Annotated in this window: 15 protein-coding genes and 1 tRNA gene (1 of these 16 only partly in view); 10 read left to right on the top strand and 6 right to left on the bottom strand. The window is 48.9% G+C overall.

Features of this window, described 5'->3' with window-relative positions:
• Positions 1-29, bottom strand: a tRNA-OTHER gene (locus HMPREF3091_RS02340); it reaches 53 nt to the left of the window's first position.
• A 215-nt stretch (positions 30-244) separates the two neighbouring features.
• On the opposite strand from HMPREF3091_RS02340, the gene mltA reads away from it, so the two are divergent.
• A complete protein-coding gene (mltA, locus tag HMPREF3091_RS02335) occupies positions 245-1360 on the top strand; it encodes a murein transglycosylase A (protein ID WP_070713922.1) in 1116 nt (371 codons plus the stop codon).
• 84 nt (positions 1361-1444) lie between these two features.
• The gene (gene tcdA / locus HMPREF3091_RS02330; RefSeq protein WP_070713919.1) at positions 1445-2257 is read left to right on the top strand and encodes a tRNA cyclic N6-threonylcarbamoyladenosine(37) synthase TcdA; all 813 of its coding nucleotides are present in this window, start codon (positions 1445-1447) and stop codon (positions 2255-2257) included.
• Here tcdA and csdE read toward each other — a convergent pair.
• Both csdE and csdA read right to left on the bottom strand, forming a co-directional pair.
• Positions 2252-2686, bottom strand: a complete 435-nt coding sequence (csdE, locus tag HMPREF3091_RS02325) for a cysteine desulfurase sulfur acceptor subunit CsdE (protein WP_070713916.1) — start codon at positions 2684-2686, stop codon at positions 2252-2254. The genes tcdA and csdE overlap by 6 nt on opposite strands.
• The gene (gene csdA / locus HMPREF3091_RS02320; RefSeq protein ID WP_070713913.1) at positions 2683-3918 is read right to left on the bottom strand and encodes a cysteine desulfurase CsdA; all 1236 of its coding nucleotides are present in this window, start codon (positions 3916-3918) and stop codon (positions 2683-2685) included. The genes csdE and csdA overlap by 4 nt, the downstream gene beginning before the upstream one ends.
• Before the next feature lie 190 nt (positions 3919-4108).
• Between csdA and HMPREF3091_RS02315 the strand changes: the two genes are divergently transcribed.
• From HMPREF3091_RS02315 to rlmM, 4 genes are all read left to right on the top strand, one after another.
• Complete coding sequence (locus HMPREF3091_RS02315; RefSeq protein ID WP_004094379.1) at positions 4109-4330, top strand: YgdI/YgdR family lipoprotein; 222 nt, start codon at positions 4109-4111, stop codon at positions 4328-4330.
• Positions 4331-4715: 385 nt separating this feature from the next.
• A complete protein-coding gene (locus HMPREF3091_RS02310; protein ID WP_008814529.1) occupies positions 4716-5633 on the top strand; it encodes a transcriptional regulator GcvA in 918 nt (305 codons plus the stop codon).
• A 57-nt stretch (positions 5634-5690) separates the two neighbouring features.
• A complete protein-coding gene (locus HMPREF3091_RS02305; RefSeq protein ID WP_193763934.1) occupies positions 5691-6086 on the top strand; it encodes a DUF423 domain-containing protein in 396 nt (131 codons plus the stop codon).
• Positions 6079-7224 (top strand): 23S rRNA (cytidine(2498)-2'-O)-methyltransferase RlmM, encoded by a 1146-nt coding sequence (gene rlmM / locus HMPREF3091_RS02300; protein WP_004094376.1) that lies wholly within the window; start codon positions 6079-6081, stop codon positions 7222-7224. Before HMPREF3091_RS02305 ends, rlmM begins: the two co-directional genes overlap by 8 nt.
• Positions 7225-7321: 97 nt before the next feature.
• Here the strand turns inward: rlmM and xni are convergent, their stop codons facing one another.
• The 3 genes from xni to queF form a co-directional block, all read right to left on the bottom strand.
• Positions 7322-8074, bottom strand: coding sequence for a flap endonuclease Xni (xni, locus tag HMPREF3091_RS02295; RefSeq protein WP_070714092.1), 753 nt, complete (start codon positions 8072-8074; stop codon positions 7322-7324).
• A gap of 61 nt (positions 8075-8135) precedes the next feature.
• On the bottom strand, positions 8136-9500 hold the full coding sequence (gene ppnN / locus HMPREF3091_RS02290) for a nucleotide 5'-monophosphate nucleosidase PpnN (RefSeq protein ID WP_008814526.1): 1365 nt from the start codon (positions 9498-9500) through the stop codon (positions 8136-8138).
• 313 nt (positions 9501-9813) lie between these two features.
• Positions 9814-10659, bottom strand: coding sequence for an NADPH-dependent 7-cyano-7-deazaguanine reductase QueF (gene queF / locus HMPREF3091_RS02285; RefSeq protein WP_070713912.1), 846 nt, complete (start codon positions 10657-10659; stop codon positions 9814-9816).
• A 72-nt stretch (positions 10660-10731) separates the two neighbouring features.
• On the opposite strand from queF, the gene syd reads away from it, so the two are divergent.
• The 4 genes from syd to HMPREF3091_RS02265 all read left to right on the top strand — a co-directional run bounded on the left by syd (position 10732) and on the right by HMPREF3091_RS02265 (position 13592).
• Complete coding sequence (gene syd / locus HMPREF3091_RS02280) at positions 10732-11283, top strand: SecY-interacting protein (protein WP_070713909.1); 552 nt, start codon at positions 10732-10734, stop codon at positions 11281-11283.
• 716 nt (positions 11284-11999) lie between these two features.
• Entirely contained in the window at positions 12000-12332 is a 333-nt protein-coding gene (locus tag HMPREF3091_RS02275; RefSeq protein ID WP_035503704.1) for a YqcC family protein, read from the top strand.
• The gene (gene truC, locus HMPREF3091_RS02270) at positions 12332-13102 is read left to right on the top strand and encodes a tRNA pseudouridine(65) synthase TruC (protein ID WP_004094366.1); all 771 of its coding nucleotides are present in this window, start codon (positions 12332-12334) and stop codon (positions 13100-13102) included. Before HMPREF3091_RS02275 ends, truC begins: the two co-directional genes overlap by 1 nt.
• A gap of 40 nt (positions 13103-13142) precedes the next feature.
• Positions 13143-13592 (top strand): flavodoxin, encoded by a 450-nt coding sequence (locus HMPREF3091_RS02265; RefSeq protein WP_070713906.1) that lies wholly within the window; start codon positions 13143-13145, stop codon positions 13590-13592.
• Positions 13593-13974 lie beyond the last annotated feature (382 nt).

Raw genomic sequence — 13974 nt, 5'->3', positions numbered from 1 at the left:
GACGAGCTACCGGGCTGCTCCACCCCGCGTCCGATGAGGGCGAACTATACACTCGATAGAATTTGATGCAAGAATTTTTTGACAAACATCACTCATTTATCAGTTTGATGCATGTTTTTTAATCATGCAGAGCTCTTTTTAATCGATATTGCCGACTTATCGTTTTTTTAGTGGGGAGAATTCCTTTCAGGCGGCGGGTTTGTTATCGTGCGGCGGTGGTTATTTGGTTTCTAGAGAGCGTGAGATGAAAGGTCGTTGGGGACAATATGTAGTAGGTGGACTGTTGGTTGCGTTGCTGGCGGGGTGTTCGTCCCGTCCAACGGATAAAGGCCAGCAATATAAGGATGGGAAGATTAACGATCCATTAGAGCTCGTTAATAGGCCGAACGCAAAAGGAAAACCGGTTAACGGAAAGGATTTCGCCGATCAGCTCACCGCAATCCAGCGGGCTTCGCCTTCTCTCTATAATAGAAACAACGATACTTTCCAAGCGGTCACCAACTGGCTACGTGCGGGAGCCGATACGCGTCAGCTTTCCCAGTTCGGGTTGAACGCCTACCAGATGGAAGGTATGGATAATTTTGGTAACGTGCAGTTCACGGGCTATTACACGCCGGTGATTGAAGCGCGCTACACACGTCAGGGCGAATTCCAGTATCCGCTCTATCGTATGCCGAGCAAAGGCAAGAACCGCCGTTTACCGGAGCGTTCTGCTATCTATTCCGGAGCGTTAGATAACCGAAATCTTGAAATCGGTTATAGCAATTCGATTATGGATAATTTCATGATGGAAGTGCAGGGTAGCGGTTATGTGGATTACGGCGATGGTCGTCCGTTAACTTTCTTCGGTTATTCCGGCAAAAATGGCCATGCCTATCGCAGTATTGGGAAGGTGTTGATTGACCGTGGCGAAGTTGCACGCGAAGAGATGTCGATGCAGGCAATTCGTAAATGGGCTGATAGTCATTCTGCGGCTGAGGTTCGTGAGCTACTGGAACAGAATCCTTCTTTCGTGTTCTTTAAGCCAGAAATGTATGCGCCAGTGAAAGGGGCGAGCGGTGTGCCTTTAGTGGCTAAGGCCTCCGTGGCTTCCGATCGTTCGCTTATTCCAGCAGGGTCTACGTTGCTGGCAGAAGTGCCACTATTGGATAACCAAGGCAAATTTACCGGAAAGTATGAAATGCGTTTGATGGTGGCTCTGGACGTGGGCGGGGCGATTAAAGGACAACACTTCGATATCTATCAAGGTATTGGGCCAGAAGCAGGCCATGCGGCTGGTTTCTATAATCACTATGGCCGTGTCTGGGTTCTGAAAACGCCACAAAGCGGTGGACCGCTGTTCAGCGCGTATAATCGGTAATAAAATCATCTATCGTAATGACCCCCTCTTTCTCTGATAACGAGAAAGAGGGGGGGATCAAGAATTTCTAAGGTAATAAATCCAATGACAGCATCTTTTTCCGACGCTTATCTGCAGCGCTTTAGCGGTATCGCTCGTCTATATGGCCAGCATGCGTTGGGCGTTTTCTCTCAGGCGCACGTATGCGTTATCGGTATTGGTGGCGTGGGATCGTGGGCGGCAGAGGCGCTAGCGCGCACAGGGATTGGTGCTATTACGTTGATCGATATGGATGATGTCTGCGTGACGAATACCAATCGGCAGATCCACGCTTTGCGCAGCAATGTCGGGCAGGCGAAAACGGAAGTGGTGGCCGCGCGCATTCGCGAAATTAATCCAGAGTGCCAAGTGACCTGTATCGACGATTTCATTACTCCAGATAATGTTGATCAACTGATTGATAATCGTTTTAGCTATGTCATTGATGCTATTGATAGCGTGCGTCCTAAAGCTGCGCTGTTGGCCTATTGCCGCCGTTTTAAGATCCCGATTGTCACCACCGGTGGTGCGGGTGGACAGATTGATCCTACGCGGATAGAAGTTGCCGATCTTGCCAAAACGATTCAGGATCCTTTGGCTGCTAAACTGCGTGAACGCTTGAAGAATGATTTCAACGTGGTGAAAAACAGCAAAGGGAAGCTGGGAATTGACTGCGTATTTTCGACGGAACCGCTGGTATACCCACAGCCTGACGGAAGCGTATGTGCTTCGCGTAGCACGGCTGAAGGGCCAAAACGGATGGATTGTGCTTCAGGTTTTGGTTCGGTCACGATGGTGACGGCAACGTTTGGTTTTGTTGCCGTCGCTCATGCGATTAAGAAGATGTTAGCGAAAGCCGAGCGTGAGTTGGCGTTATAGATAGTTTTGCGCGATATTTTTGATACCCGCAGCCAGCGAATTTAAACCGCTGGCACGGGATGAGCTCAGCTGTTCTAAAATATTAAGCTGTTGGAATAGCGTAAGCGGATCGTTGTCTATAATTTGCTGTGGCGTTTTGCCTTCAGCGCCGGTCAGTAAAATAGCCAATAAGCCTTTCACAATTCGGCCATCGCTATCGCCGTAGTAGTGCATCGTCCCATCCTCAAGCAACTCTCCGCCCAGCCATACCTGATTTTCACAGCCTGCCAGTTCGGTCTTTTGTTGCTTCAACTCTGCCGGCAGTGGCGGTAATTCCCGCGCCAGCAGAATGATTTGGCGGTAGCGTTCTTCCCACAGCTTCAGTGCATCAAAACGTGCGATTAACATCTCAGGGGTCAATGTGCGGCCAAAAGAGTGTGGGGCGATCATGAGAGATCCTCGTCGTTCAAGATAGATAGTGCGTAGTTTACCGCTTTTACTAATGCAGTAACGTCTTCTGGCCGATTATAAGGCGCAAACGAGGCGCGCAGGGAACCTGTGATGCCTAATGCTTGAATCAACGGTTGAGCGCAGTGCTGACCAGCCCGAAGAGCGATGCCTTGCTCTGCCACTAACGTGACCAAATCGCTGTGGTGAACTCCCGCAATATTGAAAGCGAGCAGCGCAGAATTTGGGGCGCGGTAGCTGGTAAAACCGGTTATCTGCCTGAGCTGCCGTTCAGCGTCTTCTGCTAGCGCTACGCTGTAGGTTTCTGCGGCGTTTAAATCAAACTGCTGTAGCCACTCTAATACCGCTGAAAATCCGATAACTCCGGCAATATTGGGTGTCCCTGCTTCGAAACGATGGGGGATGGCTTGCTCCGTAAAACCGTCAAACCCAGCTTTAGTTAGCATTTTTCCGCCACCTTGCCATGCGTGCATCTGCTCTAGATATACGGTTTTTCCGTACAACACGCCGACACCCGTCGGGCCATACATTTTATGAGCAGAAAAAGCATAGAAATCAACATGGAGTTCGCTGACGTTCAGCGGATGATGAACCACCCCTTGGGCTCCATCGATCATCACCGGCGTACCATTCTGATGGGCGAGCTGTAACGCATAGGCAAGATCGGGACAGCCGCCGGTAACGTTCGACATTTGCCCTAAGGCCATCAGTTTCGTGCGAGGTGAAAGCAATGCAGGTAGCAGGCTTAAGTCCGGCAGACCCTGGGCATCAACGGGAAGTTTGATAACGTTGGCATCGCACTGTTCAGCCACCATTAGCCAGGGGATCAGATTCGCGTGGTGCTCAGCTTCGCTCACTAAAATTTCGTCACCGGCGCGCAGAATTGGGCGTAGGTAACTCTGCGCCACCAAATTAATCGCCTCGGTGGTGCCTTTGGTCCAGACGATATCATTGGCACTTGGCGCATGCAGAAGTTCGGCAACGTGCTGACGTGCTGACTCATAGCGCTGAGTCAGGCTGAGAGCCGCTTGATGCTGGCTGCGGTGAACGGTAGCGGCACTGCCAGCGTAATAGTCCTGACTCGCGTTTATCAACGCCTGAGGCTTGAGAGCGGTGGCGGCGCTATCGAGATACACCGCATCATGTTGCTGGCTATCGCCCGTGGCGAGAGCAGGAAAGTGGCCGCGAAAGGCTAAATAATCGAAGGATGTCATGCGGAATAATTCCTCGTTGCAGGCCGCTTTGTTATTGAGCCAGATGATGGTACAGCAAGATTAATCTGAATAATCCGACAGTTTTCTGGCAAAGCTGAAATAGCTTGTTATGCTTTTAACTACTGGCAAATGAATGTGCCGGAGATAAAAAGAGCGTTAGTAGCGCATTTTAAACTGCAAGGAGTAAATCATGAAGAAATTAGGTGCTGTTTTATCCGCCGTGATGTTTACCTTCGTACTGGCTGGGTGTTCAAGCAATTATGTCATGCACACCAACGATGGTCGCACCATTGTGAGCGATGGTAAACCTCAGGTGGATAACGAAACCGGAATGATTAGCTACAAAGATGCTAACGGCAATCAGCAGCAAATTAACCGTAACGACGTAAAAGAAATGACAGAGAGTAACTAATTAAATTTTTCTCAATCAACGTCGTAGCACGAAAAAACGCTGGCCTAGGCTGGCGTTTTTGCTAAAAAAAAGCACCGCAATTTGCGGTGCTACTAATCACTATGGACAGACAGGGTAAATGTACAGGAAGTGAAAAAAAGAGTAGCAGAGCTACTATGTCTGAAATCGTCAGACAACTTGCAAACACAACATCACAACCACAAAGCCAAAAGCATTCAGGAACTCAATCCACAAACACTTTTTCGTTCCGGCTCGGGAAGTGGCGCCACTATAGGTATTTGCTGGCCTATCCTCAACGGACAATTTATAATGGCTCGGATAAAAAAAACTAATGGGTAAATAAACGGTTAATTATCTGCAACCGTTTGATAAAAAGTGGCCAGCCATGTCTAAACGATTACCACCACTAAACTCACTGCGCGTGTTTGATGCGGCAGCCCGACATCTCAGCTTTACCAAGGCTGCAGAGGAGCTGTTCGTTACTCAGGCGGCGGTCAGTCATCAGATAAAATCATTGGAAGATTTCCTTGGGCTGAAGCTATTTCGCCGGCGTAATCGTTCGTTGCTCCTGACGGAAGAGGGTCAAAGTTATTACCTCGATATCAAAGAAATTTTCTCATCTCTTAACGAAGCCACGCGCAAACTACAGGCGCGCAGTGCAAAAGGCGCATTGACAGTCAGTTTGCCGCCAAGCTTCGCTATTCAGTGGCTTGTGCCTCGTCTTTCAGGTTTTAATACGGCGTATCCTGGTATCGATGTGCGCATTCAGGCTGTGGATCGCGAAGAGGGTAAATTGGCTGATGACGTCGATGTCGCGATTTTTTATGGTCGTGGGCATTGGCCAGGGCTGCGCGTAGAGCGTCTCTACGCTGAATATTTGCTCCCGGTTTGTTCACCACAGTTATTATTGAGCGAACATCCGCTAAAAGATCCGGCCGATATGGCTTATCATACGCTTCTGCATGATACGTCGCGTCGAGACTGGTTGGCTTACACCCGTCAATTAGGGCTACAGCATATTAATGTTCAGCAAGGCCCTATCTTTAGCCACAGTGCCATGGTGGTTCAGGCTGCGGTGCATGGCCAAGGCATTGCGTTGGTCAATAACGTGATGGCACAGACTGAAATTGAGGCCGGCCGGTTGGTTTGCCCATTTAACGACGTATTAATCAGCAAAAATTCGTTCTATTTGGTTTGTCAGGATAGTCAGGCGGAGCTCGGCAAAATTGCGGCTTTCCGCCAATGGATCCTTGCTCGTGCTGCCAGCGAGCAGGAAAAATTCCGTTTTCGTTATGAATCTTAGTTATTTTTTGCAGGCAGTTAAAAGCGGCGTACAGCGGCTTAATGTAAGGTAATCGGGATGAGTAGTCGTTCAATGATGATTTTTGCCGCGATTAGCGGTTTTGTTTTTGTCGCACTTGGGGCATTTGGCGCTCATGTATTGAGCCGCACCTTAGGCGTGGCGGAAATGGATTGGCTGCATACAGGATTGCAGTATCAGGGGATTCACACGCTGGCGATTCTAGGGTTGGCAGCCCTAATGCAACGTCGTAAGAACCTATGGTTTTATTGGAGCAGTGCCTTATTGGCATTGGGCACTGTGTTGTTTTGTGGAAGTCTTTATTGTCTTGCGCTGTCGCATCTTAAATTGTGGGTGTATATCACGCCTATCGGCGGCGTTTGCTTTTTAGTAGGTTGGACCTTGATGCTTGTTGGGGCCCTACGCATGAGGAAAAGGGCGGAACGCCATGAATAAATTAGCTTTATATTGCCGCCCAGGATTCGAAAAAGAATGTGCAGCAGAAATTACCGAGAAGGCTGCCGCTCTGGAAGTTTTTGGTTTTCCTAGAGTTAAAGAGAACAGTGGTTACGTAACGTTTGAATGCTACCAGCACGAAGATGCCGATAAGCTTGCTAAGAATCTGCCTTTTCGCGAGCTGATTTTTGCTCGCCAGATGATTGTGGTGGGCGAGCTGCTGAAAGATCTGCCAACCGATGACCGCGTGTCGCCGATTGTTGGCATGCTGATGAACGTGGTTGAAGGTGCGGGAGAACTGCGTGTAGAAGTGCCTGATACCAACGAAAGCAAAGAGCTGATGAAGTTCTGCCGTAAGTTTACGGTTCCGCTGCGTGCTGCGCTGCGTGAGCAAAAGATCTTACTGAAGAATGAAAACGCGCATCGCCCCGTGGTACATGTGTTCTTTATCGCGCCAGGCTGTTGCTATGTGGGGTATTCCTACAGCAACAACAATTCGCCGTTCTATATGGGAATTCCTCGTTTGAAATTCCCCTCTGATGCACCGAGCCGTTCTACGCTTAAGCTAGAAGAAGCGCTGCACGTATTTATTCCACACGATGAGTGGGATGAGCGGCTAGCTGGGGGCATGAAGGCCGTCGATTTGGGAGCTTGTCCAGGGGGCTGGACCTATCAGCTAGTGAAGCGCAGCATGTGGGTGCATTCCGTGGATAACGGTCCAATGGCACCTAGCCTGATGGATACCGGTCAAGTGACTCATCATAAAGCCGATGGTTTTAAATTCGAGCCACCACACACTAACGGCGTTGATTGGCTGGTCTGTGACATGGTCGAGAAGCCAGCCAAGGTGTCTAACTTAATGGCTCACTGGCTGGTTAATGGCTGGTGCCGTGAGGCGATCTTTAACCTCAAATTGCCTATGAAGAAGCGTTATGAAGAAGTGAGCCAAAATCTGGCGATTCTTGCGCAAACGCTAAAAGATAATGGCATTAATGCACAAATTGCAGCGAAGCAGCTCTATCATGATCGCGAAGAAATTACGGTGCATGTGCGTCGAATTTGGGGCGCAATTCCTGGTCGCCGAGACGAGCGTGAGCTTAATCGCCGGATGCAGCTAAAGAATAGCCATAACGGCTAAGTGATTTAGTCAGCATTTCTCTGATGCACGATAGGAGCCGAAAGGCTCCTTTTTGTTAGGTGAGCTGAATGCCACTGCTTTATGTGTAACTGATAACTTAAGGTAATCTCAGTTGCTGCAAATTGCCGCTGATGGTGAGATCCGTTTGCAACGTGGCCACTTTCTTGCAAAGTTCGGCTTGTTCGCGATGTTCTTCCAGCTTTTTTCGCCATTTACTCGGCACGTTTTCAATCTGTTCAAAAATCGCTGAGAGTGAGCCAAACTCATTTAGTAGCGTAGCCGCTGCTTTGGGCCCTATACCGGGTATTCCAGATATCTTGCTGCTGCTGATCCCTGCCAGTCCCCAATAGTCGGTGAGCTGTTGAGGCTCCACGCCAAACTCTTTTTTTACGAAAGGTAAATCGAGCCAGCGTTTTTGAAAATAGTCGCGGATTTGAATGGTAGGCGCTAACAATTGGCAATAGCCTTTATCAGTCGAAACGATAGTGACCTGATGTCCAGTTAGCGCGATTTTTTGAGCCAAAGTAGCTGCGAGATCGTCAGCTTCGTTACCAGCCGAGTGCCAACTCTGCACGCCAAGTTTAGCGAAGGCCTCTCGGATAGCTGGCATTTCCGCCGCGAGGTTTTCAGGCATAGCACTGCGGCCCGCTTTGTAATCGGGTAATGCCTGATGACGCCAACTGTTATCCCGATCGTCTTCATCGAAAACCGCTACTGCATGTGTGGGTTGGCTATGAGCCAATAGCTGTTGCAACGCATGCTGGCAGGCAACAACGCAGGGGGAGCCTTGGACGGCATGAATACGGCGAATGAGATTTAAGGCATCAACGATCAGAAGGTGTATTTGCATGGTCATTACTGATGATCAGAGAAAATGGGCGGCATTCCACCGCCCAGAGTGTTAGTGATGATTATTTGATAATCTCATAACAAGGTACATAGGCGGTTCCCGGCAGTTTCATACGATGCTGCGCGACAAAGCCTTGTAGCAGATGATCCATGTGCTGCATCATCTTAGCGTCACCGTGAATTTTAAACGGGCCATGTTTTTCAATTTCGGCGATGCCTATTTCTTTCACATTACCCGCCACAATCCCTGAGAAGGCTCGACGTAACGATGCGGCTAGCTGCTCTGGAGGTTGATCTGGGTACAGATTGAGATCGGCCATATTCGCGTGCGTTGGCTCAAACGGCAGCTGTAAGTCTGGCGCAATCTTTATCGACCAGTTGAAGCTGTAGAAGTCTCCGGTTTGACGACGATTCTCCTTCACCTTCGGCATTGCACGTTTCATCTGGCGAGCGACTTCAGCCGGATCGTCGATGATAATGGTGTAATGTTTACGCGCAGTTTCGCCTAGCGTGCTCATGATGAATTCATCAAGTACGCGGAAGTAATCTTCGCTCTCTTTTGGTCCAGTCAGGATCAGCGGTAATACCTGATCTTTGTTTTCCGGATTCATCAAAATGCCGAGCAGATAGAGTAATTCTTCCGCAGTACCCACACCGCCAGGGAAGATGATGATCCCATGACCAAAGCGAACAAAGGCTTCTAGACGTTTTTCGATGTCTGGCATGATCACCAGTTCATTCACCAAAGGGTTTGGTGGCTCAGCCGCGATGATGGATGGCTCGGTCATACCGATAAAGCGACTATCTCTGTAGCGTTGCTGAGCATGACCCACGGCGGCACCTTTCATTGGCGCTTCCATGGCGCCCGGCCCGCAGCCAGTACAGATGTTTAATTCGCGCAGTCCCAGTTGATTGCCGACTTTGCGAGCATAAAGATATTCGATTTCGTTAATCGAGTGTCCACCCCAGCACACAATCATATTGGGTTCTTCACCCACGTGTAGCGCTCGGGCGTTGCGCAAGATAGAGAACACCATGTTCGTAATGTGAACGGGATTTTTACTATCGAGATGAGGGTAGCGGCCATTACTGCTCATCTGTCCGTTAACGAACAAAATATCTCTCAGGACGGCAAACAGGTTGGCCTGTAGCGAGCGGATGATTTGTCCATCAACAAAAGCATCTTCAGGCGGATTGACCAGCTCCAGTTTTACGCCACGTTCGCGTTGTAATACGTTGATATCAAAACTTTCAAATCGCGATAGAAGCTCAGTGCTGTTATCGGTTTGCGCGCCAGAGTTGAGTACGGCGAGGGAGCAGTTGCGGAATAGACGGTATAAATCGCTGCTTGCTGTACGCTTTAGCATGTCAACTTCAAGCTGCGACAACAAATCCATAGACCCAAGCGGGCTGATATGTGTAATCAAAGTCACTCCTATACATCTACCGATGCGGTTACCGCGTTTGTATCAGGATTAGCATGCCTGTTCAGTGAATAGGCAGTTAATTTCCGTTGTTCCTGACACGTTTTGCAATGGAATTAATGAGCTACTTTATCTTCTACATTATCCTTCAAAGCTGGCGTAAAACTAGCGTATCAACCAAGCAGGTATCTTGATTCATCAGTAGTTTATTGTGGTACAACGCGTTTTACGCCCTTTAATCACCTTACCGTTGTCTTTTGGATTTTGCCAATACTCTTACGTAAGAGTAGGTAAGCTTCTGCGATTTTTGCGAAGCTTATTGGCGAACCAGTCGGCCTTTTGGTGCAACGAACGGAGTATTTGTGCGCCAAGGGTTGATGTCTAGGCCTCCGCGACGGGTATAACGGGCATACACGCTAAGCGTTTCTGGCTGACAGAAGCGCTGAATATCGCAAAAAATGCGTTCAACACACTGTTCATGAAATTCGTTGTGATGACGGAATGACACCAAATAGCGCAGTAATGCTTCGCGATCGATTTTTGGACCACGATACTGAATCATTACGGAGCCCCAATCAGGCTGATGGGTAATAAGGCAGTTGGATTTTAACAGGTGGCTCACCAATGTTTCTTCAACGATAGCCTGCTTGCTAGCGGCGTTTTTAAGGAGTTCAGCGTCAAATTCGTAGTGGGTGATTTCAATATCTTGATGATCGATACATTCGCCGTCAAATGCTGCGATGGCTTGTCCTTCAACGCTATCAAGCGACATTAACTGCACGCTAACGTTGCCCTGTGCACAGTGTGCCAGATCGCGCTGTAACGTGGTTTGTACTTCATTCCAGTCTGCAAAGCGTGTCTGGTTGAAGCTGTTGAGGTAAAGCTTAAAACTTTTTGATTCAATCAGATTGTGGCTGAAGGCATCCAGCTCAACATTGGCAATGGCCACTTGGGGCAAGCCTTTGGCATTGAGCCATGACAGCTCATACAGCGTCCAGATGTCGCCACCGTGAAAAGGTAGAGTTTCTGGATAAAGTCCTAACGGCTCACGGTTCATACTGCGAGGAACCGGCTGGAGCAAGGTTGCGTCGTATTGATCGCGGTATTCGGTTGCTTTGCCAAGGGTTAAGCCGGAGAGCGCCTTGTGATCTTGGTATGACATTATGTGGCCTATGTTTGAATAAGAACGGTACAATCAGCAGATACTTTATAGTTTACCTGAGTGAGAGAAAACATGGTGCATGATGTTTCTGCCGCATTAGCGGAGTTTACCCACCGTTTTATCAATGTTTGGCAGAATGAAACCGGCGATTTTCCTTATAGTGAAGCGCTATACGGCGTCGCTTCGCCCTGCGTTGTTCGCACCGATAGCGAGAAAGTCTATTGGAAAGCGCTGTTGGCGACAGCTCCCGACGGATTAAATGGTATTTCCCGTGCTTTGGACATTCAATTGCATAAGGATATTGTTCCCTTCTTTACCTCACAATACGCCGGTGATATGAGCGCCACGCTGGGTGATTTGCATCTGGATTTGGTTCAGGTGTGGAGTGAAGATGATTTGCAGCGTTTGCAAGAGAATCAAATTGGGCATCTTGTGACTCAACGCCGTTTGAAGCTATCGCCTACATTGTTTTTAGCGACTACAGATTCAGAGCTACAGCTAGTTTCCCTCTGTAACCTCACAGGCAATGTTTTGCTGGAGCAGTTCGGCAGTAAACAGCGAGAAGTGCTGGCTGAATCGTTGTCGGAGTTCCTTTCTCGTTTGCAACCAGTCATCAAAAAGTAAGGTTGGCTTACACGCTTGCCCGTTGCCGTGTGAGAGATCTCTCACACGACGTGTAGGATATATCGCTTATTCATGCAGACTTTGCGTAAGTTGATTTTAAATTGTATTTGTATATCAACTGGTTATATTTTTTATTTGCTGTTTTTCACCGTGTAAGCCATCTGTGAGCCTTAAAGCCTCATTGTTTTAAGGGAAAGAATCAGCGATATTAGTTTCACCGGAAGGGAAGACGGTTGGAGCAGGACACATCAGGATGATGTTGCTTCAGGAAGGAGCGAGGACACACTCAGGAAGAGTGATAAAGGATGTGCCACAGGATGTTGGCCAAGGACACTTCAGGATTGAAGTAAAGGACACCTCCAGGACGGAGATTGAGAGCCAGTTAGGATAACAGGCGGGTCAGGAAGACTGAGGAACAGCATCTGGATGATGCAGGATGAAACGTCAGGACGAAAGTGGGACGAGACGACGGATTGTCGGGAAATGGATAGCCATACGGAAAAGTTTTCATGGATGAGCAGGGAGCACAATGAGTAGCTGGATTGCTATAAAACGAACCGGGCGTACTGTGTAAACAGTACGCCCTTTTTCTTTGCCTATACATAATCGTTATATCCCGCAGTGCCCTATCAAGAGTGCCTATTGGGGGGAGCTCCCTTCAATGCTATCCTTTGCCCCCATTTTGTATCCCGCCTGTAGAGATGAGTGAGAAAAGCATGAGCGAATACGCTAAAGTCAGACAACATTTGCTGCAAATAGAGCAACAGTTGGACAGTTTACATCTGTCTCAGGAATGTGCGCCTGATGCTCAGGCTTTTGAAAGCAAAGAGCCTTTTTGTGTAGATACCATGGCTCCAGAGCAATGGCTGCAATGGATATTGCTACCACGCATGTTTGCGTTGCTAGATAGCCAATCGCCGTTGCCACGTCGTTTTGCAATTGCCCCTTATTTTGAAGTCGCGTTTAAAGAGCGTCTGCTGGAGGTTCAGCCGTTAATCGTATTGCTTCAGCAGTTGGATGACATGCTGAATCAAGAAGATGCTAATTGATGCTTAATATTATTTATCAGGACGAACATCTTGTTGCGGTCAATAAGCCTGCGGGCTGGTTAGTTCATCGCAGTTGGCTTGATCGCCATGAAACGGTATTTGTCATGCAAACGCTGCGTGACCAGATTGGTCAGCATGTATTCCCCGTGCATCGTCTAGATCGGCCGACATCCGGCGTATTGCTGATGGCGCTATCTAGCGAGGTGGCACGTATGCTGTCTGAGCAGTTTGAGCAGCGTGAAATGAATAAAACGTATCATGCAGTGGTGCGAGGCTATTTAGAAGGTGAGGCGGTTGTTGATTATGCCCTGACACCTGAGCTGGATAAGATCGCAGATAAGTTCAGCGATCCTGATAAAGCACCACAGACGGCTGTCACTCACTATCGTTCCTTAGCCACGGTGGAAATGCCGGTTGCGGTAGGTAAGTATCAAACCGCGCGCTACAGCTTGATTGAGCTAAAGCCGGAGACTGGCCGTAAACATCAGCTACGCCGCCATATGGCACATCTGCGCCACCCGATTATTGGCGATACCAAACATGGGGACCTACGCCAGAATCGCGCTATGTCTCAGCACTTTGCCTGTTCCGGTTTGATGTTGCATGCCAGTGAGCTGTGTTTAGAGCATCCGATTACCGGAGAGCCGCTTTGCCTACAGGCTGGGCTCGACGATCGTTGGCAACGAATGATGGCGCATTTTGGTTGGGAAGAGTATCTCCCTGACCTTGAAAGGGTTGAGTTTCTCGAGAGTTACGGTCAGGATGAGTAAGACAACGTCGGCGTAAATTCTTACTAAAAGGGAAAGCATTATGGCGCAGGTTGGCATTTTTGTTGGAACGGTTTACGGCAACGCATTGATGGCTGCAGAGGATGCCGAGAATATCCTCAAAGCACAGGGCCACGATGTGAAGTTGTTTGAGGAAGGAACGCTAGAAGAGTGGCAGTTCTACCGCAATCATTATGTATTGATCGTCACGTCAACGACGGGGCAAGGCGATTTACCGGATTCTATCTCACCGCTGTTTCATTCGGTGAGAGATAACGTGGGCTACCAACCAGAACTGCGCTACGGGCTGATCGCGCTAGGAGACAGTAGCTACACCCATTTCTGTGGTGCTGGCCATCAGTTTGATGAGTTGCTGCAAGAGCAGAAAGCGACGCGTATCGGCGAGCTTCTTGAAGTGGATGCCCAGGTAGATGCAGAGCCTGAAGTTGTTACAGGGCCGTGGGTGGAGAAGTGGGGGTTATTGATACAGTAGATTGTAGGTGGGGCTTGATTATGTTCCTACAGTGTAATATTCCGCCCGCCAGTCCATACCGCGCGTCATTGATACACTGTGTGTAATATTCCGCCCGCCTGTCCATACCGAGCTTCATTGATACATCCATGAAGGCGTACGGGCAGAGACCACCAGCGCGTGGTCTCTGCACTCGCGCGCTTTTATTCGAGATGCCATCTCCGCTCCGGTTTGGAACGCTAATCCTCTATGGGATTGTAGTGAAATGTTTCGACCGCCTATCAATGACGGTATTTACATGGAACCTCAGTTGAAGGCGTCCGAGCCGGGTGTGCCTGCGCACACACCCGGCACCCGTGCGCTTTTATTCGAGACGCCATCTCCGCTCCGGTTTGGTATCGCC

It is taken from the genome of Hafnia sp. HMSC23F03, from assembly GCF_001816025.1.
Taxonomy (GTDB): Bacteria; Pseudomonadota; Gammaproteobacteria; order Enterobacterales; family Enterobacteriaceae; genus Hafnia; species Hafnia paralvei.
This window is presented reverse-complemented; position numbering and strand designations above follow the sequence as displayed.

Bases quoted from the DNA above. Each gene is read 5' to 3' on its own strand.
- rlmM (WP_004094376.1), top strand. From the start codon at position 6,079: ATGAATAAATTAGCTTTATATTGCCGCCCAGGATTCGAAAAAGAATGT.
- HMPREF3091_RS02310 (WP_008814529.1), top strand. From the start codon at position 4,716: ATGTCTAAACGATTACCACCACTAAACTCACTGCGCGTGTTTGATGCG.
- csdE (WP_070713916.1), bottom strand. From the start codon at position 2,686: ATGATCGCCCCACACTCTTTTGGCCGCACATTGACCCCTGAGATGTTA.
- tcdA (WP_070713919.1), top strand. From the start codon at position 1,445: ATGACAGCATCTTTTTCCGACGCTTATCTGCAGCGCTTTAGCGGTATC.
- truC (WP_004094366.1), top strand. From the start codon at position 12,332: ATGCTTAATATTATTTATCAGGACGAACATCTTGTTGCGGTCAATAAG.
- HMPREF3091_RS02315 (WP_004094379.1), top strand. From the start codon at position 4,109: ATGAAGAAATTAGGTGCTGTTTTATCCGCCGTGATGTTTACCTTCGTA.
- xni (WP_070714092.1), bottom strand. From the start codon at position 8,074: ATGCAAATACACCTTCTGATCGTTGATGCCTTAAATCTCATTCGCCGT.
- syd (WP_070713909.1), top strand. From the start codon at position 10,732: ATGGTGCATGATGTTTCTGCCGCATTAGCGGAGTTTACCCACCGTTTT.
- HMPREF3091_RS02305 (WP_193763934.1), top strand. From the start codon at position 5,691: ATGAGTAGTCGTTCAATGATGATTTTTGCCGCGATTAGCGGTTTTGTT.
- HMPREF3091_RS02275 (WP_035503704.1), top strand. From the start codon at position 12,000: ATGAGCGAATACGCTAAAGTCAGACAACATTTGCTGCAAATAGAGCAA.
- queF (WP_070713912.1), bottom strand. From the start codon at position 10,659: ATGTCATACCAAGATCACAAGGCGCTCTCCGGCTTAACCCTTGGCAAA.
- csdA (WP_070713913.1), bottom strand. From the start codon at position 3,918: ATGACATCCTTCGATTATTTAGCCTTTCGCGGCCACTTTCCTGCTCTC.
- mltA (WP_070713922.1), top strand. From the start codon at position 245: ATGAAAGGTCGTTGGGGACAATATGTAGTAGGTGGACTGTTGGTTGCG.
- HMPREF3091_RS02265 (WP_070713906.1), top strand. From the start codon at position 13,143: ATGGCGCAGGTTGGCATTTTTGTTGGAACGGTTTACGGCAACGCATTG.